The 21,060-nt window shown below is 66.9% G+C and carries 14 protein-coding genes and 1 tRNA gene; 13 read left to right on the top strand and 2 right to left on the bottom strand.

Going from position 1 to position 21,060, the window contains the following annotated elements:
• Positions 1 to 131 precede the first annotated feature (131 nt).
• Positions 132 to 710: a hypothetical protein gene (locus tag HRL51_RS09245; protein WP_172191412.1), complete on the bottom strand. Its 579-nt coding sequence runs from the start codon at positions 708 to 710 to the stop codon at positions 132 to 134.
• 257 nt (positions 711 to 967) lie between these two features.
• Between HRL51_RS09245 and HRL51_RS09240 the strand changes: the two genes are divergently transcribed.
• The 6 genes from HRL51_RS09240 (at position 968) to HRL51_RS09215 (ending at position 4,053) form a co-directional block, all read left to right on the top strand.
• Positions 968 to 1,040 (top strand) — tRNA-Trp (locus HRL51_RS09240).
• Between the two features lie 92 nt (positions 1,041 to 1,132).
• Positions 1,133 to 1,375 (top strand): preprotein translocase subunit SecE, encoded by a 243-nt coding sequence (gene secE, locus HRL51_RS09235; protein WP_172119518.1) that lies wholly within the window; start codon positions 1,133 to 1,135, stop codon positions 1,373 to 1,375.
• A gap of 60 nt (positions 1,376 to 1,435) precedes the next feature.
• Positions 1,436 to 2,215 (top strand): transcription termination/antitermination protein NusG, encoded by a 780-nt coding sequence (gene nusG, locus HRL51_RS09230; protein WP_425321735.1) that lies wholly within the window; start codon positions 1,436 to 1,438, stop codon positions 2,213 to 2,215.
• 285 nt (positions 2,216 to 2,500) lie between these two features.
• Entirely contained in the window at positions 2,501 to 2,932 is a 432-nt protein-coding gene (rplK, locus tag HRL51_RS09225) for a 50S ribosomal protein L11 (RefSeq protein WP_006548357.1), read from the top strand.
• Between the two features lie 75 nt (positions 2,933 to 3,007).
• Entirely contained in the window at positions 3,008 to 3,694 is a 687-nt protein-coding gene (rplA, locus tag HRL51_RS09220) for a 50S ribosomal protein L1 (protein ID WP_172119519.1), read from the top strand.
• Between the two features lie 104 nt (positions 3,695 to 3,798).
• Positions 3,799 to 4,053, top strand: a complete 255-nt coding sequence (locus HRL51_RS09215; protein WP_172191410.1) for a hypothetical protein — start codon at positions 3,799 to 3,801, stop codon at positions 4,051 to 4,053.
• A gap of 24 nt (positions 4,054 to 4,077) precedes the next feature.
• Here the strand turns inward: HRL51_RS09215 and HRL51_RS09210 are convergent, their stop codons facing one another.
• Entirely contained in the window at positions 4,078 to 4,848 is a 771-nt protein-coding gene (locus tag HRL51_RS09210) for a hypothetical protein (protein ID WP_172191408.1), read from the bottom strand.
• Between the two features lie 299 nt (positions 4,849 to 5,147).
• Between HRL51_RS09210 and rplJ the strand changes: the two genes are divergently transcribed.
• The 7 genes from rplJ to HRL51_RS09175 all read left to right on the top strand — a co-directional run bounded on the left by rplJ (position 5,148) and on the right by HRL51_RS09175 (position 21,039).
• The gene (gene rplJ, locus HRL51_RS09205) at positions 5,148 to 5,669 is read left to right on the top strand and encodes a 50S ribosomal protein L10 (protein ID WP_172120447.1); all 522 of its coding nucleotides are present in this window, start codon (positions 5,148 to 5,150) and stop codon (positions 5,667 to 5,669) included.
• Positions 5,670 to 5,749: 80 nt separating this feature from the next.
• Positions 5,750 to 6,139, top strand: coding sequence for a 50S ribosomal protein L7/L12 (rplL, locus tag HRL51_RS09200; protein WP_172120445.1), 390 nt, complete (start codon positions 5,750 to 5,752; stop codon positions 6,137 to 6,139).
• 751 nt (positions 6,140 to 6,890) lie between these two features.
• Entirely contained in the window at positions 6,891 to 10,412 is a 3,522-nt protein-coding gene (gene rpoB, locus HRL51_RS09195) for a DNA-directed RNA polymerase subunit beta (RefSeq protein WP_172191406.1), read from the top strand.
• A 134-nt stretch (positions 10,413 to 10,546) separates the two neighbouring features.
• A complete protein-coding gene (locus HRL51_RS09190; protein ID WP_172191405.1) occupies positions 10,547 to 14,500 on the top strand; it encodes a DNA-directed RNA polymerase subunit beta' in 3,954 nt (1,317 codons plus the stop codon).
• A gap of 573 nt (positions 14,501 to 15,073) precedes the next feature.
• Complete coding sequence (locus HRL51_RS09185) at positions 15,074 to 18,304, top strand: TIGR03773 family transporter-associated surface protein (protein ID WP_172191403.1); 3,231 nt, start codon at positions 15,074 to 15,076, stop codon at positions 18,302 to 18,304.
• Positions 18,301 to 19,965, top strand: coding sequence for an anchored repeat ABC transporter, substrate-binding protein (locus HRL51_RS09180; protein ID WP_172191401.1), 1,665 nt, complete (start codon positions 18,301 to 18,303; stop codon positions 19,963 to 19,965). The genes HRL51_RS09185 and HRL51_RS09180 overlap by 4 nt, the downstream gene beginning before the upstream one ends.
• 45 nt (positions 19,966 to 20,010) lie before the next feature.
• Positions 20,011 to 21,039 (top strand): choice-of-anchor M domain-containing protein, encoded by a 1,029-nt coding sequence (locus tag HRL51_RS09175; RefSeq protein ID WP_172191400.1) that lies wholly within the window; start codon positions 20,011 to 20,013, stop codon positions 21,037 to 21,039.
• Positions 21,040 to 21,060: the final 21 nt, after the last annotated feature.

The raw sequence follows: 21,060 nt of genomic DNA, 5'->3' as shown, positions 1-21,060 counted from the left end.
ACTGAGTGCGTCCTTGTGCGTATGTTGGCGTGAGTGTTTTCTGAGCCAGCTTGTCAGCAGTACGAACAGCACGCTGGAGACCACCAGCCAGGCCAGGTGTCGTGGGCGAGTGTTCAATGCCGTTGCCTGGTCTATGAGGCCCACACGCACTCCACCGCAGCCCGGGCCAGGGCGATGGCCAGCCCGCCAGGGCTGAACTTGACGGCTCCCTTCAGGACGACCTTCCCCGCATGCTTGGCGATCTTGGGCCACAGGTAGTCGGCGACCTTCTTCCATGACTCGCTCCAGATCCAGTCGGCGATCTGCCGGTAGCTGATATCGAAGAGGCTGTCGACCCCGATTGCGCCGAGAACGACGCACCTGGCATAGCCTGCGGCATCGCGCGAGGTGTCACGGACTTGATGCCCGTCACGGACGTTGAGGGCTTCGCACAGCGCGTTGATACTGTCTTCCTCGCCAGGGAGGAACTGGCTGGCAGCGCGCTGGTTGACGCTCCAGGCGCCGTCGGAGTCCTGGGTAAGTACGACAGAGAACAGAGTGCTGAAAGCCGTCTGGAGCTCTTGCTTGAAGGTGTCCTCGTCGTTGAGGAAGTCGGTGGGGGCATCTGTGGGCTCGGCTGAGGCGGCAGGTACTACCGCGGTGAGGGACGCGGTGCAGGAAAGCCCTGCAAGGGTGAGCAGTGCACGGCGTGAAGGGCGGAGGGCCGGCATTGTGGGGTTCCTGGGCTAGCAGGTTGGTTGACTGACATGCACTATGAGGCGCATCACAGGGTTAGGTGTAGTGATCGCAATGGGTCTGAGACGGCTCCGCCCCGCCCGGGTGTCATGGGGTGCGACGGCGTAGGGTGGTCCTGGTTGATCCTGTCCTGGCTGTGATCCGGACCTATCTAGATGCCAGTACGTGGTGTAGCCCACCCGCTGCTGATTTCCCCAGACGTATAGTGTGTGGCATGATCAGTTCCCGCTGAAGGGCAGTGGCGCAATTGGTAGCGCACCGGTCTCCAAAACCGGCGGTTGTGGGTTCGAGTCCCGCCTGCCCTGCTGAGAACGGCGGATCTGTCGGGAGATCCCGTCGGTTCCGCCCTCTCGCCCGTCTGGGCGCTGAACGAACCGACGACCCGAGGATCCTGAGCATGAGTGAAGGCGCGACTGTCGCCAAGGGCGCACAGCCGAAGAAGATCAAGGCAGGCCCCTTCGGCCGCCTGGCGCTCTTCTTCCGCCAGGTCATCGACGAGCTCCGCAAGGTCGTGTGGCCGACCCGCAACGAGCTGTGGACCTACTTCCTCGTGGTGGTGGTCTTCATCGTGGCGATCATGGCCTACACCGGGGTCCTCGACCTCGTCTTCGACCGCATCGTCATGTGGGTCTTCGCCTGACCTGCGGACGCAGGTATCACGCGATAGCACGCCTTAGAACGCACAGGAAAGCAGGTAATCGTGTCAGAGGAGAATCTCCCCGAGGGGACCGTGGCGGACTCTGCCGACCAGGTGGACCAGGAGGCTTCGGCCGACGACGTCGAGGCTGCCGAGCCGGCTGAGGCGGCGCCCGAGCCGGTGGCTGAGGTCGACCCGGTCGAGGAGTTCCGCAAGCAGATGTCCTCGCTGCCTGGCGAGTGGTACGTCCTGCACACCTACTCCGGCTACGAGCGCCGCGTCGCTGCGGACATCATGGCCCGCGCCGAGAACTTTGAGCTGGAGGACTACGTCTTCGACGCCGTCGTCCCGATGGAGACGGTGATCGAGGTCAAGAACGCGGGGAAGAAGAAGGAAGTCTCCCGCGTGCGCATCCCCGGCTACGTCTTTGTCCGCATGGACCTGGACGACCCGGAGACCTCGGACCGCGTGTGGCGCACCATCAAGGACACCCCGGCTGTCACCGGCTTCGTGGGCGACCGGTACAACCCGGTCCCGCTGACCGTCGACGAGGCCGTCTCCCAGCTCGGCCCCACGCCTGAGGAGGTTGCTGCCAAGCAGGCTGCTGCCGCCAACGCTGCTCCTGAGGAGGGTGGTCGTACGCAGGTGGTCGAGGGCGGCCAGGTCTACGAGGTGGCCTTCGAGGTCGGCGAGTCCGTCATCGTCACTGACGGCCCCTTCGAGTCCCTGCCCGCCACGATCTCGGAGATCCACCCCGAGACCCAGAAGCTGCAGGTGCTGATCTCCCTCTTCGGCCGCGACACCCCGGCCGAGCTCTCCTTCACCCAGGTCGCCAAGATCTGACCGTTGGGCCCGTCCCTGGCGGGGCGGGCTGCACGTTGTCGAGCGGGCCGTCGGAACCACGTGGTTCCGACGGCCCGCCGCGTTACTAGTGGCCGGGTCTGAAGTCGGGCCTGAGAGGGATACGGGTAGCGTTCCTCACACGGATATGCCTGTGATTCCAGGCACCGAGCTCGCTACAGCAGCCTTGGCGGGTCTAGCATTGTCGTTCGTGCGTGTGCCTGCGTGGCGGGCCTCGCGCCGTCGCACGGCAGGCGTGCGACGTTCCGGACAAGAAGGACCCAACACATGGCTCCCAAGAAGAAGGTCGCTGGGCTGATCAAGCTCCAGATCCAGGCCGGCCAGGCCAACCCCGCCCCGCCGATCGGCCCCGCGCTCGGTCAGCACGGCGTCAACATCATGGAGTTCTGCAAGGCCTACAACGCCGCGACCGAGTCGCAGCGCGGCAACGTCATCCCGGTGGAGATCACGGTCTACGAGGACCGCTCCTTCACCTTCGTGACCAAGACGCCGCCGGCCGCTGAGCTCATCAAGAAGGCCGCCGGTGTGGCCAAGGGCTCCTCGACCCCCCACACCGCCAAGGTCGGCAACCTCACCGCCGCCCAGGTCAAGGAGATCGCCGAGATGAAGATGGCGGACCTCAACGCCAACGACGTCGAGGCTGCCTCCAAGATCATCGCCGGCACCGCCCGTTCCATGGGCATCACGGTCGACGCCTGAGCGTCGCCACATCCCAACTGACCACCGTGGAAGGGCCTTGCGCGGCCCGTTCACCACGACTGCAAGGAGAAGCAGATGACTAAGCGCTCCAAGGCCTACCGCGCCGCCGCTGAGAAGATCCAGTCCGGGATCCTCTACACCCCGGCCGAGGCCGTCAAGCTCGCCAAGGCGACCGCCGTGACGAAGTTCGACTCCACCGTGGACGTCGTCTTCCGACTCGGTGTCGACCCCCGCAAGGCCGACCAGATGGTGCGAGGCACCGTGTCCCTGCCGCACGGTACCGGCAAGACCGCCCGAGTGATCGTCTTCGCTCAGGGCGACCGCGCCCAGCAGGCTCTTGACGCCGGGGCCGACGAGGTCGGCGGCGACGAGCTCATCGAGAAGGTCGCCGGCGGCTGGACGGACTTCGACGCCGCCGTCGCCACCCCCGATCTCATGGGCAAGGTCGGCCGCCTGGGCCGTGTCCTGGGTCCCCGTGGCCTCATGCCCAACCCCAAGACCGGCACCGTGACGATGGACGTGGCCAAGGCCGTGTCCGACATCAAGGGCGGTCGTATCGAGTTCCGCGTCGACCGCGCCGCGAACCTCAACTTCATCATCGGCAAGTCCTCCTTCACCGAGGAGCAGCTGGTGGACAACTTCCGCGCCGCCCTGGACGAGATCCTGCGTCTCAAGCCGGCCACCTCCAAGGGCCGCTACATCCTCAAGGCCACGATGACCACGACCATGGGCCCGGGCATCCCGCTCGACGTCACCAAGTGATCATGGCGGGAGGCCTCGCCTGGGCATAGGCCTCCTGGAGACGACGGCGCCGCTCGCCTTCCGCGCGGAAGGCGAGCGGCGCCGTCGTCGAACGCCTGGGGCAGATGACGGACCTCCTGACGGTCCTGGTCGGCGGGACCCGTCTGCTGACGGCCGACTACCAGTCAAGCTCAGGGGCGCGCAGGCCGCTGACGGCCCTCAATCTGCCCGCGGTCAAGGCCGGCGTGCCCGCGACGGTCCCGGTGATCTGGCCTGACACGGGACAGGACGTCGTCGTCATCGACCTGCCAGGAGACTCCACCGGGCACAGCGTCGCCACGCCGGTGCTTCGTCCGACTGACGTCCCCGTCGCGTCCTGAAGGAGCGGGACCGGGACGGGAGCCTCACAGTGCCAGGCACCACGAGACCGTGAAGGCGCCAAGGAGGTACGGGCCCAGCGGAACCGGGGTGCGTCGGTCCGCACGGCCCAGGGCGATGCGCAAGCCGGCAGCGATACCTGCTGCCCCGAGCCCCAGGCACAGGGCGTAAACCTGGCCGGTGGTGGTGAAAGGAGCCAGGGTGAAGGTCAGGACGGCGACCAGCTTGACGTCGCCGGCTCCGATCTGGCGACTGAGCCGGGCTGACAGGGCCAAGGAGGCCGTGAGGCCGGCGGCCACGAGCAGCGGGGCCAGGACAGGCCAGTAGCTGGATGCCTCGGCACGGTAGCCCGTGTACGCCACCTGGCACTCCTGGTGGTCCCACGCCCAGGAGCACGGATCGGCGATCTCGCTGGCCATCACGGCGGCGCGCAGCAGGTGGACCAAAACCAGCGGGACCGCGGCCAGGCCCAGAAGAAGGTTGGGAAGCCGCATGCACAGGGCGTCGCAGAGGCACGCGAGCGTCACGAGCACAGCGACCGGGCTGGCCAGGGTCGCGAGGACCAGACGTGTGCCCGCACCGGAGGAGTCGTCGAGAACCTCCCACAGCGCCAGCACGGTGAGGACGACGGCGTGGAGAAGGACGCAGCAGGCGGTGGTACGGCAGCGAAGCCGGGCAGGCGAGGCCGCGGCCTCCGGACGCTGCCTCGCCACGTAGCGGGCGACGGTGCGTGAGCCGAGCCAGGCCACCGCGGTGGTCAGTGCAAGGCTGAGGCAGGTGGGAAGCAGTATGTCCACCACATGATCGTGTCAGCCGTCACCGTCGTCGTCCACAGCGTGACCGATCGCACCGGACTTCCACAGCCTCCGGCCTTGCGGATCAGGGGAGGAGAGCCGGTAGTCTGGCACCTGCCAAAGACCGCAGGTCTCCCGCCTCGGCGGGACCAAGTCCACCAGCTCCTCGGAGCGATGGAGCCAGCGCAGGTGAGAACGTGACTCCTCCACGGTTGTGGAGCGTGAGCCTCGTGCCTTGCCGGCGCGAGGCTTTTTTCGTGCCGGAGCCTGGATGCCTGCGGCAGACCACGGAAGGAGGGCCCATGGCAAGGCCTGACAAGGAAGCGGCTGTTGCCGAGCTCGCGGGCAAGTTCCGCGACTCCGGTGCGGTGCTGCTGACTGAGTACCGCGGACTGACCGTCGCCGAGCTCAAGGAGCTGCGTCGTTCACTCGCTGGTAACGCCGAGTACGCCGTGGTGAAGAACACGCTTGCTGCCATCGCCGCCCGCCAGGTCGGCCTGGAGGCCATCGCTGACGACCTCAAGGGCCCCACGGCCCTGACCTTCGTCTCCGGCGAGCCGGTTGAGGCTGCCAAGGCGCTGCGTGACTTCGCCAAGGACAACGCCAAGCTCGTCGTCAAGGGCGGTGTCATGGACGGCAACGTCCTGGACGCCTCCGAGGTTGACAAGCTGGCTTCGCTCGAGTCCCGCGAGGTTCTGCTCGCCAAGGCTGCGGGTGCCATGAAGGCGTCCCTGTCCAAGGCTGCGTACCTCTTCGTCGCGCCCGCCTCCAAGGCGGTCCGCACTGTCGACGCCCTGCGCGACAAGCAGGAGACCGCGGCCTGAGCCGCGTGCCTCGTTCAACACCACTTTCATCCCTGTGCTGAAGACAGTGCAGGACCCTTTTCCAGGAAGGAACGCCCATCATGGCGAAGCTGACCACTGACGAGCTCATCGAGGCCTTCAAGGAGCTCACCCTCATCGAGCTGTCCGAGTTCGTCAAGGCCTTCGAGGAGACCTTCGACGTCACCGCTGCTGCCCCGGCCGCTGTCGCGGTTGCCGGCGCCCCCGCCGCTGGCGGCGAGGCTGCCGCTGCCGAGGAGAAGGACGAGTTCGACGTCATCCTCGAGTCCGCTGGCGACAAGAAGATCCAGGTCATCAAGGAGGTGCGCGCCCTGACCTCCCTCGGCCTGAAGGAGGCCAAGGAGCTCGTCGACGGCGCTCCCAAGCCCGTCCTCGAGGGCGCCAACAAGGAGGCCGCCGAGAAGGCCAAGGAGGCCCTCGAGGGCGCCGGCGCCACCGTCACCCTCAAGTGAGTCTCGCCCCGTCCGCCGTCGCCGCCTGACGCGGCTCGCGCGGGCTCGGGGAGCTACTGCATCGCTGGCCCTGACCACCACTGGTGGTCAGGGCCAGCTGTTGTCTCCAACGAGGACGGAGCGCTGTCGTCAGGAGGGGTGGACGGACGTCGAGGCGCGCGGAACAGCTCCGGGAGGACATCGGCGTGCTCGCCGCCCCACCAGTCCTCCGGTGGCGGCGTACTTCGGAGCCTTGGCGGCGTGTGTCCGCGTAGTGAAGACGTGTATGCGTTGTGACGGCGTGCGTGAGGACGTTGGTACGCACGCCGCCATAACAGGGCCACGCCGCCAGCGCACGTGTGCACGCCCTCAAGGCAGAGGCCACGCCGCCGAGGTGTCTGGCCACGCCGCCACGAGGACTGGGCACGCCGCGAGAGCTGTGGGGACGTGCTGGGGCGTGTTCGCAGCCTCCTGACGGTCGGCGTGCACGCAGATAACCCATTTCATGACAGCTCGTAGGGCGCCGGCGACGAGCGGGAGGGTAGTATGCGCGGGTGTGGCGCGAATCGCAAGGGTCGGTACCGTGCAGGCGTAGATGTCAATGCTAGGGGCGTGTACGCTAGCGCTTTGCGTGCATTGTGTGTAGTGGCGCTCGTGGCACCGTCGGACGGACGGCTCCCTTCACGGGAACCCTCTGTGTCCCAGGGTCGTCGGAGCACCCGCCGTGCGCAGTGTACGCAGAGTGATCCCCGAGATGAGGGAAGGATCCCCTTTGGCTGCCTCGCGCACCTCTGCACCAACTGCCGCTGACATTGCCGCGCGCACCGCGTCGCGTCGCATCAACTTCGCGAAGATCGCTGAGCCTATGCAGGCTCCGAGCCTTCTCGCCCTGCAGACCGAGAGCTTTGACTGGCTCGTCGGCAACGAGAAGTGGCGTGCCCGCGTGGACGCTGCGAACTCGGCCCGGCCCGGCTCGCTGCCCGAGACCTCCGGTCTGGAAGAGATCTTCGAGGAGATCTCCCCGATCGAGGACTTCGGCGAGACCATGGCGCTGTCCTTCCACGACCACCGCTTCGAGGAGCCGAAGTACACGGCCGAGGAGTGCCAGGAGAAGGACCTGACCTACTCCGCGCCGCTGTACGTCGTGGCGGACTTCGAGAACTTCCAGACCGGTGAGATCAAGTCCCAGACGGTCTTCATGGGCGACTTCCCGCTCATGACGGACAAGGGAACCTTCATCGTCAACGGCTCCGAGCGCGTCGTCGTCTCCCAGCTCGTGCGCTCCCCGGGCGTCTACTTCGAGCGCACCACCGAGAAGGCCTCGGACAAGTACGTCTACAACGTCAAGTTCATCCCCTCGCGCGGCGCGTGGCTGGAGTTTGAGATCGACAAGAACGACCACGTGGCCGTTCGCATCGACCGCAAGCGCAAGCAGGACATCACCATCTTCCTTCTCGCCCTGGGCATGGACGAGTCGGAGATCCGCGAGGAGTTCAAGGCCTACCCGGCCCTGACCTCCGCCCTGGACGAGGACCGCAAGGTCACCAACCAGGACGAGGCGCTGCTGGACATCTACAAGAAGATCCGCCCCGGTGAGCCGCCGAGCGTCGAGGCCGGCCGCACCCTGCTGGAGAACTTCTACTTCAACGCCAAGCGTTACGACCTGGCCAAGGTCGGTCGCTACAAGATCAACAAGAAGCTGGGCCTGGCCGCGGACCTGGCGGACTCGGTGCTGCGCATCGAGGACATCGTCGCCGCGATCAAGTACCTGCTGGCGCTGCACGCCGGTGCCGAGAGCGTCGAGGGCGTCAAGGACGGCGAGATCGTCGATATCGCCGTCGAGTTCGACGACATCGACCACCTCGGTAACCGTCGTATCCGCGCCGTCGGCGAGCTCATCCAGTCTCAGGTGCGCACTGGTATGAGCCGTATGGAGCGTCAGGTGCGTGAGCGCATGACGACCCAGGACGTCGAGGCGATCACCCCGAACACCCTCATCAACATCCGACCCGTGACCGCGGCGATCAAGGAGTTCTTCGGGACCTCCCAGCTCTCGCAGTTCATGGACCAGAACAACCCCCTGGCCGGCCTGACGCACAAGCGTCGTCTGTCCGCGCTGGGCCCGGGCGGTCTGTCGCGTGAGCGCGCCTCCATGGAGGTGCGCGACGTCCACACCTCGCACTACGGCCGTATGTGCCCGATCGAGTCCCCTGAGGGCCCGAACATCGGTCTGATCGGCTCGCTGGCGACCTTCGCCCGCATCAACCCCTTCGGCTTCGTCGAGACCCCCTACCGCGTGGTCAAGGACGGCCAGGTCACCGACGAGACCCACTACCTCACGGCTGACGACGAGGACCGCCACGTCATCGCCCAGGCCAACGTGGAGCTGACCGAGGACGGTCACTTCGCCGAGTCCCACGTGCTGTGCCGCGTCACCGGCGGCGAGCCCGCGCTGGTCCCGGCCGGTGACGTCGACCTCATGGACGTCTCCCCGCGCCAGATGGTGTCGGTGGGCACCTCCCTCATTCCGTTCCTGGAGCACGACGACGCCAACCGCGCCCTCATGGGTGCCAACATGCAGCGCCAGGCCGTGCCGCTCATCCGTCCCGGCGCCCCGCTGGTGGGTACCGGCATGGAGCGCCGCACAGCCGTCGACGCCGGCGACGTCCTCGTGGCCTCCAAGCCCGGTGTCGTCACGGAGGTCTGCGCGGACTTCGTGCGCGTGGCCAACGACGACGGCTCCGAGACCGTCTACAAGGCCGCCAAGTTCCGTCGCTCCAACCAGGGCAACTGCTACAACCAGCGCGTCGTGGCCACTGAGGGTGAGCACGTTGAGGCTGGCTCGGTCCTGGCCGACGGACCTGCGACCGAGGGCGGGGACCTGGCCCTGGGCCAGAACCTCCTGGTCGCCTTCATGACCTGGGAGGGTCTGAACTACGAGGACGCGATCATCGTGTCCCAGCGCGTGGTCTCCGAGGACCTGCTGACCTCGATCCACATTGAGGAGCACGAGGTCGACGCCCGTGACACCAAGCTCGGCGCGGAGGAGATCACCCGCGACATCCCCAACGTCAGCGAGGAGACGCTGGCCAACCTTGACGAGCGCGGCATCATCCGCATCGGTGCTGAGGTGCGCAGCGGTGACATCCTGGTCGGTAAGGTCACCCCGAAGGGCGAGACCGAGCTGACCAGCGAGGAGCGCCTGCTGCGTGCGATCTTCGGTGAGAAGGCCCGCGAGGTGCGTGACACCTCGCTGCGCGTGCCCCACGGTGAGTACGGCATCGTCACCGGTGTGCGCGAGTTCGACGCCTCCAACGAGGACGCTGAGCTGCCTGCCGGCGTCAACCACATGGTCCGTGTCTACATCGCCCAGCGCCGCAAGATCACCGTCGGTGACAAGCTCTCCGGCCGCCACGGGAACAAGGGTGTCATCTCCAAGATCAACCCGGTCGAGGACATGCCCTTCCTGGCGGACGGCACCCCGGTCGACGTCATCCTCAACCCGCTGGGCGTGCCCAGCCGTATGAACGTCGGCCAGGTCCTGGAGCTGCACCTGGGCTGGGTCGCCTCCCGCGGGTGGGACGCCACGGCGGCCCGTGAGGCCGGCGAGGAGTGGGCCGTGCGTCTGCCCGCCAACGGTGTCAAGGCTGAGCCCCGTACGCCTGTGGCCACCCCCGTCTTCGACGGTGTGCGTGACGACGAGCTCATGGGCCTGCTCTCCTCGACGCTGCCCAACCGCGACGGCATGCAGCTCATCGCGCCCAACGGCAAGGCCCGTCTGTTCGACGGCCGCTCTGGTGAGCCCTTCCCGTACCCGATCTCGGTCGGCTACATGTACATCCTCAAGCTCCACCACCTTGTGGACGACAAGATCCACGCCCGCTCCACCGGTCCGTACTCCATGATCACCCAGCAGCCGCTGGGTGGTAAGGCGCAGTTCGGTGGTCAGCGCTTCGGTGAGATGGAGGTGTGGGCGATGGAGGCCTACGGCGCCGCCCACGCCCTCCAGGAGCTGCTCACCGTCAAGTCCGACGACGTCAACGGTCGAGTCAAGGTCTACGAGGCCATCGTCAAGGGCGAGGACATCCCCGAGCCCGGCATCCCCGAGTCCTTCAAGGTGCTCATGAAGGAGATGCAGTCGCTGTGCCTGAACGTCGAGGCGCTCGACGCCGAGGGCAACGTCATCGGCCTGGACGACACCGACGAGGACGGCCGCCGTGCCTCCGACGAGCTCGGTTTCGACCTGGGCCGCCGCCCCGGTGGCGCCATGGCCTCCACGGTCGACGAGATCTGACCACCACGGGCCCCGGTCGAGGGGCGGCCTGAGCGGCCGCCCCTCCCGGGCCCCACAGGGTGGCGAGCGTCCTGGAACAACGCTCGCCAGCCCCACCAGACAATCGATGAGCTGACACATCGGAAGTAGGAACTGTGCTCGACGCCAACGTCTTCGATCGCATCCAGCTCGGCCTTGCCACCTCCGAGGACATCAAGTCCTGGTCCCACGGTGAGGTCAAGAAGCCCGAGACCATCAACTACCGCACCCTCAAGCCGGAGAAGGACGGACTCTTCTGCGAGAAGATCTTCGGCCCCACCCGCGACTGGGAGTGCGCCTGCGGCAAGTACAAGCGCGTGCGCTACAAGGGCATCGTCTGCGAGCGCTGCGGTGTGGAGGTCACCCGCTCCAAGGTGCGCCGTGAGCGCATGGCTCACATCAAGCTCGCCGCGCCGGTGACCCACATCTGGTACTTCAAGGGCGTTCCCTCGCGCCTGGGCTACCTGCTCAACCTCGCGCCCAAGGACCTGGAGAAGGTCATCTACTTCGCCGCCTACATGGTGACCGAGGTGGACGAGGAGGGCCGTCACGACGACCTTCCCTCGCTGCGTAACGAGCTCGAGGTCAAGAAGAAGCACGTTGAGGAGGCCGGTCAGGCCGACGTCGAGGCGCGCCAGAAGCGCCTGGAGGAGGACCTCGCCCAGCTTGAGGCCGAGGGCGCCGACCAGGCCCAGCGCGACAAGCTGCGCAAGACCGCCGAGCGTGAGATGGGTGCGCTGCGCCGCAAGAACCAGCGCACGCTGGAGCACATGGACAAGGTCTGGGACCGCTTCGTCTCTCTCAAGGTCGGTGACCTGGAGGGTGACGAGGTCCTGTACCGCGACATGGTGGCCGACTACGGCATCTACTTCAAGGGTGCCATGGGCGCCGAGGCCGTCCAGGCCCGCCTGCGCACCTTCGACCTGGAGGGTGAGGCCGAGGCCCTGGCCGAGGTCGTGGCCAACGGTACCGGGCAGCGCAAGACCCGCGCGATCAAGCGCCTGAAGGTCATCAACGCCTTCCGCGTCACCGGCACGGCCCCCGAGGCCATGGTGCTCGACTCGATCCCGGTCATCCCGCCGGACCTGCGCCCGATGGTCCAGCTTGACGGTGGTCGTTTCGCCACCTCCGACCTCAACGACCTCTACCGTCGCGTCATCAACCGCAACAACCGTCTCAAGCGGCTGATGGACCTGGGTGCTCCCACGATCATCGTCAACAACGAGAAGCGCATGCTTCAGGACGCCGTGGACGCCCTGTTCGACAACGGCCGACGCGGCCGTCCGGTCACCGGTGTGGGTAACCGCCCGTTGAAGTCCCTGTCCGACATGCTCAAGGGCAAGCAGGGTCGTTTCCGCCAGAACCTCCTGGGCAAGCGCGTGGACTACTCCGGCCGTAGCGTCATCGTCGTCGGCCCCCAGCTCAAGCTCCACCAGTGCGGTCTGCCCAGCCAGATGGCGCTGGAGCTGTTCAAGCCCTTCGTCATGAAGCGTCTGGTCGAGCTCAAGGAGGCCCAGAACGTCAAGGCCGCCAAGCGGATGGTCGAGCGGGCCAACCCGAAGGTGTGGGACGTGCTGGCCGAGGTCATCCGCGAGCACCCCGTGCTGCTCAACCGCGCCCCTACGCTGCACCGTCTGGGCATCCAGGCCTTTGAGCCGCAGCTGATCGAGGGCAAGGCCATCCAGCTGCACCCGCTGGTGTGCGGCGCCTTCAACGCCGACTTCGACGGCGACCAGATGGCTGTCCACCTGCCGCTGGGTGCCGAGGCGCAGGCTGAGGCTCGCATCCTCATGCTGTCGTCCAACAACATCCTCAAGCCCTCCGACGGCCGCCCCGTGACCATGCCCTCTCAGGACATGATCATCGGCACCTACTACCTCACCCAGACCCCTGACCCCACGGTCGAGGTCGAGGTGGACGCCGAGGGCAACCCGGTCGTGCCGTCCTTCTCCTCCTTCGCCGAGGCGCTCATGGCGCACGACTTCGGCAAGCTGGACATGAACGCCGTCTGCGACATCCGCTTCGAGGAGGGCATCACGCCCCCCACCGGCTGGCAGGCCCCTGAAGGGTGGACCGAGGGCGAGCCCGTGACCCTGCGTACCTCGCTGGGGCGCGCGGTGTTCAACACGGCGCTGCCCGAGACCTTCCCTTACGTCAATGACGTGGTGGACAAGAAGAAGCTGGGCAACATCGTCAACCGCCTGGCCGAGTCCTACCCGCGCGTGGACGTGGCCGCCTCCCTGGACGAGCTGAAGTCCAACGGCTTCTACTGGTCGACCTGGTCCGGCATCACCGTCGCCTTCGCCGACGTCGTCTCCCCGGCCTCCAAGCCGGAGATCCTGGCACGCTACGAGGCCGAGGCAGCCGAGATCGAGGACCAGTTCGAGATGGGTGCGCTCACCGAGGAGGACCGCTACCAGTCGCTGATCGACATCTGGACCAAGGCGACCGCCGAGGTGGCCGAGGCCATGCGTGAGAACTTCCCTGAGCGCAACACCGTCTACCAGATGGTGGTCTCCGGTGCCCGTGGAAACTGGGACCAGATCCGTCAGCTCGCCGGTATGCGAGGCCTGGTGGCGGACCCGAAGCAGCGGCTCATCGACCGTCCGATCAAGTCCAACTACCGTGAGGGCCTGAGCGTCCTGGAGTACTTCATCGCCACCCACGGCGCCCGTAAGGGCCTGGCGGACACGGCGCTGCGTACCGCGGACTCCGGCTACCTGACGCGTCGTCTGGTGGACGTGTCCCAGGACGTCATTGTGCGTGAGGATGACTGTGGCACCCGCAAGGGCCTGGCCAAGCGCATCTTCACCTGGAAGGACGTTGACGGCGAGCGCGTCAAGGAGCCCAGCGAGATCCTGGCGACCACCGTGTACGGCACCACGCTGGCACGTGACGTCGTCACTGAGACCGGCGACGTCGTCGTCGCCGCTGGCACGGACCTGGGCGAGGCTGAGGTCGCGGCTGCCATCGAGGCCGGTGCCGAGGAGATCACCGTCCGCTCCGTGCTGACCTGTGACTCCGCCGTCGGCACCTGCGCGGCCTGCTACGGCCGCTCGCTGGCCACCGGCAAGCGCGTGGACATTGGTGAGGCTGTGGGCATCATCGCCGCCCAGTCCATCGGTGAGCCCGGTACCCAGCTGACGATGCGTACCTTCCACACCGGTGGTGCGGCTGGTGCCGCGGACATCACGCAGGGTCTGCCTCGTGTCCAGGAGCTCTTCGAGGCTCGTACCCCCAAGGGCGAGGCCGCTGTGGCCGAGGCTGCCGGCACGCTCAAGATCGAGGACGACGCCGAGGGCAAGCGCCTGGTCATCACGCGTGACGACGGCGAGGAGGACCTCGTGGTCCCGGTCTCGCGCCGCCAGCGCCTGCTGGTGGCCGACGGTGACCACGTCGAGCCCGGCCAGGCCCTGACAGAAGGGCCGGTGGACCCGAAGAAGGTCCTGCGCCTGCGTAGCGTCGGCGCTACCCAGCGCCACCTGGTGGAGGAGGTCCAGGAGGTCTACCGCTCCCAGGGCGTGGACATCCACTCCAAGCACATTGAGGTCATCGTGCGCCAGATGCTGCGCCGCGTGACGGTGCTGGAGTCCGGCGACACGAGCCTGCTCCAGGGTGACCTGGTTGACGTCATGCACTTCCGCGCGGAGAACCGCCGGGTCATGGCTGAGGGTGGCAAGACCGCCTCGGGCCGTACCGAGCTGATGGGGATCACCAAGGCCTCGCTGGCCACGGACTCCTGGCTCTCGGCGGCCTCCTTCCAGGAGACCACGCGCGTGCTGACCGAGGCCGCGATGAACGGCAAGTCGGACCCGCTGCTGGGCCTGAAGGAGAACGTCATCCTCGGTAAGCTCATCCCGGCTGGAACGGGCCTGGCCCGTTACTCCGACATTGAGGTCGAGCCCACCGAGGAGGTCAAGCAGGAAGTCTTCTCCCGCGCTGGCTTCGGTGACATGTTTGGGACCGGCGAGTCGGTCGCGCTGGACGACTTCTCCTTCGGCGCTGACTTCCGCGCGGACTTCTCCGACGACTTCCGAACCGGTTTCTCCTCGGAGGACTACCAGTTCTGATTCCGACGGCGCAGGCGGGGCCGAGTCGGTGACCCGCCTGCACCGCAGGGCCTGAGACAGCGAGCAGGTACCGCGGCCTCCACTGACAGGGCACGTAAGGTGTCCATCAGTGGGTGCCGCGGTACCTGCTTGTCTGGACGTGGGTGGATGCGTGGGATGTCGGTGCGCGTGTGTTGCTTGAGGGCGGGAGACAGGGCCGGGTGTGTCGCGAGCGGGCTCGCCGTCGGCTGGCTCCTGTCACGATCGGCAACGATTTTTTCTGTCCGGGGGACGGCGCCGTTGTCCTTGCCGGGAGTCGTTGGAACGACGCCGTTTCTCGGCAGCGTCATGACGCGTGAGGAACGCTGCGGAAAAGTTGGTGTCAATCGTGACAGCCGCGTGCCGCGCTCCGGCGCGGGCTGCGACCAGCTAGTTCCTCGCTCGTGGGTGATGTCGCAGAGAAGACAGGGGTGCCAGTTGTGAATGAAATCCGTTCTCAATAGAATGTCCCTGCCCGTCACGTCCGGTCGTTCCCATCAGGTGTGAGCCTCCGTCGGGGTGGGCGATGCTGTATCTGCCACCCCAAGGACGCCCATGACGCTCACTCGATCCCGTCTTGCGGGTGCACTGTCTGCCTGTCTGACGGTGCTACTCGCCGCCACGATGTTCCTCATGCCTGCGCTTGCGCAGGCCGCCGATGGCAGGGTGGTGCTGTCCACCGGCCACACGGACGCATTTCATGTTCTGACCGACTCAGGACAGCCCGTTGTCCGGGTCGTTAACGGAATCCGGAACACCCAGTACGTCCCCGACGAGACTGAGCTCGTCATCAGCTCAAGCACGTACGGGGACGACTACACCTTCACCAAGCTGGGAGAGGCGACCCGTCAGGGGTATTTCACCGGCAGTGAGAATGCCTCACACTACTTCGAGCCCGGATGGTCAGCCCCTGGGTTCCGGGAGAACGGTTTTACCTCCACACGTATTGACTTCTCATCCGTGGAAGGTCCGGGACGCGTCGCACTGTTCGCCAACGATCCCCTCTCCGAGGATGGTTCGGCGGTTGTCCCGTGCCTGGCTGACAACCGCTACTTCGTTGAGTCTGGCACCACGCTGCCGATCCTGGGGCACACCCACGCCCACTGGTTCTTCACCCACGCGGGCCTGTACACGATGACCGGACAGGCTGTGGTCACCGCAAGCGATGGTCAAGAACTGCGCTCACAGCCTTTCACCGTGCGTTTCCGTGTTGAGCAGGCTGGGCAGGATACCCGCCCGGCCCCTGAGCCGAGCGATGCTCCGTCTGAGGCTCCGGCCCCTGCGCCGACTGCTGAGCCGTCCGAGGCTCCGGCCCCTGAGCCGAGCGATGCTCCGTCTGAGGTTCCGGCCCCTGTGCCCAGTGCTGAGCCCAGTGCTGAGCCATCTGCGGCTCCGGCCCCGCAGCCTGAGGTGCCCCTCAACCAGAACCCCGTCACGGTTGACCACGGACACATTGACCTTTTCAATGTCCTGGCCCATCGGGGCACGCTGATCCTGGCAGCCAAGGACGAGTCCACGGGGAAGGCGGTGCTGCGTGATCCGGCGTGGATGACTCTTGCGGTGCGTGACAACACGCTGCGTGACATCCCCGCACGTCTCCACGACCGCCTGCCCGCACGTGGTTACTACCTGCCGGAGAACGGCTCGACGCAGCAGGAGGCGCTGTTCCCAGGCTGGGACACCACCCAGGTCCGTCCTGACTTCTCTGCCGTGGACCTGACCATCGCGTCCGTGAGCGGGCCAGGCAGAGTGTTCCTCTTCTCCTCTGACCTAGCGGGCAACATCCGTGCCTCCTTGGCTTCTGGATCCTTGACCCTGGCGGAGGGTGAGGTCATCCGCCAGGAGAGTCCTGCCCATACCCATGCGAACTGGCTCTTCGAGTCACCGGGTCGCTACACGATGACGGTGCAGGCCAGCGCAGTGTCTGCGACAACCGGAAAGACCGTCACCTCAGCTCCTGTCACCTACACCTGGATAGTGGGTGACCCGGACTCAGACGGGCAGGGAGACACGGCTACGCCCGTGCCGACGCCGTCGGCCCCTGCCCCCGCTCCGACGCCGGCCCCAGCGACGCCCACGCCGCCTGCGCCGGTCCCGCCGTCGGCTGCTCCCGGCGACCAGGGCAACCCTGGTCTGCCTCTCGACCCCGATACGGCACTGCCTGTCATGTGCACCCCCAAGGGTGTGGACACAGTCCTGAGCAAGGGGCACCTGGACCTGTTCAATGTGACGGCCAATGCCTCGGGTGGCGTGGACCTGGGAGTCAAGGAGGACGTGACCGGGACGGCAGTGACGCGTCAGCCTGAGAGTGTCCTGGTCAAGGTTGGTGCCCACGCTTACACCACGTCCCTGCCCGCCGGCTTCCCCGGACCCGACCACGGCTATCTTCTTCCTCAGACCCAGGATGCTGAGCTGGTCTGGCCTGGATGGGACACGCTCGGCATCAAGGCCGCAGGCTACGGTGCCACCACCTTCAAGGTCTCCTACAGTGGACCGAAGGACGGCACGATCACCATGGCGCAGTCCGACGCCTTCGGGGGCTTCACCTCCCGCCTGGCGGACGGGGGCTTCACCCTGCCCGCCTCGGGAGCCGAGATCGTTCAGCCCTTCCCGGCGCACTCGCATGTCAACTGGCTGTTCAGCAAGCAGGGGCGCTACACCTTGCGGGTTGTCGCCCAGGCCACGCGCGCTGACGGGACCCAGGTCTCCAGCCAGCCTCGCACCTACACCATTGATGTTGGTGACGTCAGCTGCCTAGGCCCCGAGCTGCCTCCCAGCCAGGGCGTCCCGGCCGAGTCTGGCCGCAGGGACCAGCCCAGTGTACCGGACCAGGCTGGCGACGAGGGTGGGACGGCTGGCTCACAGGACGCACGAACCTCAGCGACAACGGGTGCGTCTTCCACACAGTGCCTGTCGACCACCATCACCCGCGAGGCAACCGCAGAGGAGGCAGCGTCGCTGTCCTCCGCAGGCGGATCCAGCGCCGATGCCAACACGGCAGTGACCACACTGACGTTCAATGTTGGTCCCGGTGCTCAGGGCAATGCCACTGATGGGCACTTTGACCTTGGACCCGTCATCGAGGGCGACACTGTCAAGGCCAGGATCAAGGATGACCGTCAGCAACCCGCCACGTGGGCGGACCCCTCCTCCCTGACCTTCGCCCTGGGAGACGCGGCGTCCCTGGACGCGCCCTCGGCCTTGTCCTTCGTGGCGAAGCCGGGCTCGAAGGTGTGGATGATCCCCTCGACCCAGATCGCCGGGGTGCCCTGGCTGGGAATGAACTCCCAGCACCAGGAGATTGTCAGCCGCACCAGCGGCGGGGTGACCTTCCGGCTTGAGTCTGTGTCCGGCCCCGGCCAGGTCGCGGTCTTCAGCGCCGGCTCACTCGGGGGAGGCGTGGGGGCCCACGTCTTCAACGGTCAAGGTTCGTCCTACACCTTGCCGGCCAATACCCACGCCCACCAGAACTGGGTCTTCACTGAGCCAGGGACGTACCGTCTCACGCTGTCGATGAAGGTCACCCCGACCTCGGGGCAGCTCAACGGCTCGGGAGCACAGGACGCATCGGGGGCTGGTGCCCTCAAGCCCACTGGGGAGAAGGGGCCCAACGGCAGGCCGATGGTCGAGGAGGTCGTGGGGCGCACGCCAGATGGACAGCCCTGTGACCTGAGCCTGGCCCGCACCGGTAGCGACGCCTGGTCTGGTGCCGTCGCCTCTCTCGGTGCCGTCATGCTGGGCGGTCTGCTCATGGCCGCGCGCCGTCGTCGGCGGGCTGGAGCATGATCCCATCTCGTCCATCCCGGGCAGGACGGGTGCTGGCGGCCTTGGCCGCAGCGGCACTGGTCCTGCCCGGGGCGGGGTGCACCCACTCACGGCTCGCGGCGGTTGACCCAGCCCACGATGGTGCACTGCGTGTGGTGACCACGACGGGAATCCTGGCTGACCTGGCACGTCATGTCGCCGGTGACCGGGCGCAGGTCAGTCAGCTTGTGCCCGACGGCGCCGACCCCCACTCCTGGGAGCCGACACTACGCTCCGTGCGAGATGTCGCCTACGCAGACCTGGCCTTGTCCAATTACCTCCTCCTAGAGGAGCACGCACTCATCCGCACGCTCGACGCCAACCTCCCGGCATCGGCCACGAGCGTGTCAGTGGCTGAGGCGGCGGCGAAGAAGGGCGCCACGATCCTGCCGCTGGTTGAGGATCGCTCTCTGGACACGGTGTGGCTGGGAATGAGGGTCGTGGGCGACGGTGCCTCCTACGGCGCTGACCGAGCCTCCACCGTTGAGCTGTCAGCCACGAAGGTGGAGGGACCGGGGCAGGCCGCCTCCTACCTCACCACCTCTTTCGGAGACCCACAGATCGGCTTCGCCAGCTCCGATGGCCTAGAGGTGCCGGGACCGGAAGGTGCTGACACCACGGTCCTGCCTGCGGATGCCCACCAGCACATGAGCTGGGGCTTCACGAGGCCCGGCATCTACCGCGTCACCCTGGCTGCTGCGGTGCGCGCGCGACCAGACAGCCCCGCACAGCCAATCGCCCCGGCCACTGCTGTGTTCGCAGTAGGGGTCAGTGCCCAGGACGTGGCCACGCGTGAAGGCCGGACAGTCCTGTCCCAGGGGCACGCGGACATCACCGCCGACCTGGAGCACGGCCAGGTAGGCCTGGCGGTGGACACAGCCTCTGTGCCCCAGGGACTGTCTGGCAAGACCACACCCGTGTCCTCCACTATCGGGTCGTCCATGAGCATGGTGAACCTCGATGACGTGGTCCTCGACGTCCCGCCACGCACCCTGGCAGCGGTTCCGGGTGCCCCGGGGTTCCGTTTCCTGGGTGCTCCGGGGGAGCAGGTCTACCTCCTGCCCCAAGCGGTCCTAGGCAAGCACGTCCACGGAGACATCGATCCGCATCTGTGGCATGACGCGCATAACGCTGCCGCCTACGCGCGTGTGATCGCTGATGCCCTCAGCCAGATCGACCCTGAGGGCGCCACGCAGTATGAGACGAACGCGCATCAGTACATCCAGCAGCTTGATGAGGTTGACCACTATGTGCGCACCACGGTGGAGTCCATCCCCCCGGATCGCAGACGGCTGGTGACCACCCATGACGCCTACGGCTATCTCGCCCACGCCTACGGGCTGGAGGTCACGGGATTCCTCGCACCCAACCCGGGTGTGGAGCCGAGCGTGGCTGACCGGGTGCGTTTGTCCACCACCCTGGCGGACCTGCGCGTGCCCGCCGTCTTCCTTGAGCCCAACCTCGCGCGGACCCGCTCACCCCTGCGCACCGTGGCCCAGGAGGCAGGGGTGCAGGTGTGTGGCCTCTACGGGGACACACTCGACCAGGACGCCCCTACCTATATCGACATGATGCGCGCCAACGCCGACTCCCTGGCCCGCTGCCTGGGCGGCGAGGGGCCGCCTGCCTCCGGCGGGCACTGACAGCACCACACCCACCTACTGATCCCCTTGCTGACGGAGACCACTGTGACCTCACTTCGAGCCCTTTCCCGTACCCTGGCGTCCCTGTGCGCCGTTCTCGCCTTAGCCCCGGGGGGACCAGCGTGGGCTGATCCTGCCCAGGAGGATCCGGACCTGCGCCAGACGGTCAGCGCGCACGAGGAGATCGTTGACGGTCCGGCTGTTCTTGACGCCGGCCACGTGGATGTGGGCCCCCGCTACGTGGCCGGGACCTGGTCCGTCATGGCGCGTGACGACTCCGGCTCGCGCCCTGTGCTGCGCGATCCGGACAAGGTCGCCCTCAAAGTCACCGATGCTGCGCTCATGGATGCTCCCCAAGGCGAGCAGTACGCGTTCATGGGTGCCAAGGAAGGTGAGCGCTGGTACGTCATCCCCCAGACGCAGGACCCCCGCGTGGTGTGGCTGGGCTGGAACTCCCAGGATCCGGGTGTGGTGGATCTCGTGGACAGGGGAGTGACCATGTCCCTGGGGCCTGTCACCGGTCCAGGGCGCAGCTGGCTCTTCCTCCAGTCTGGTACGTTCGGCGAGCCGACGCTGCTGATGGACGGTCAGAAGAACACCGCCCAGGACGTGTGGGTGGATGCCAACAGCCATGTCCACGCCAACTGGGTGTTCACTGAGCCGGGTGTGTACACGGCGCAGCTGGCTTTTCGGGCCGAGACCAGGGACGGGCAGCAGCTGAGCGCGACCACGACCCTGCGCTTCGCCGTCGGGGACGCCACGAGCACCGATGAGGCCCTGGCGGCCCCGGCCCCGCACGCTCCGGCTCCGCACGCTGCCGAGACGAGCACGTCAGCCGCGTCCGACGCCCAGGACCCCACGACCCAGGACGCGGCCCCATCGCCCTTAGATGAGCGGTCACGCCCAGGCTTGTCCCCGGTGGTCCTGTGGAGCGGCCTGGCAGGCCTCGCCGCAGTGGCGGGAGTCAGTGTGCTGCTTGTTCGCCGTCGTCGGCTCGTGGCGGCCGAGCGCGCCCAGGCGCAGGCAGAGATCATCAGCCGGGAGAGCCAGGAGAACCGGGAGCAGGAGCTGTGAGTCGTGATAAGACGCGCCTGC

The sequence above is a fragment of the Actinomyces faecalis genome, from assembly GCF_013184985.2.
GTDB lineage: Bacteria > Actinomycetota > Actinomycetes > Actinomycetales > Actinomycetaceae > Actinomyces > Actinomyces faecalis.
Note: the sequence above shows the minus strand (reverse complement) of the source record. Positions and strands in the feature narration are given on the sequence as shown.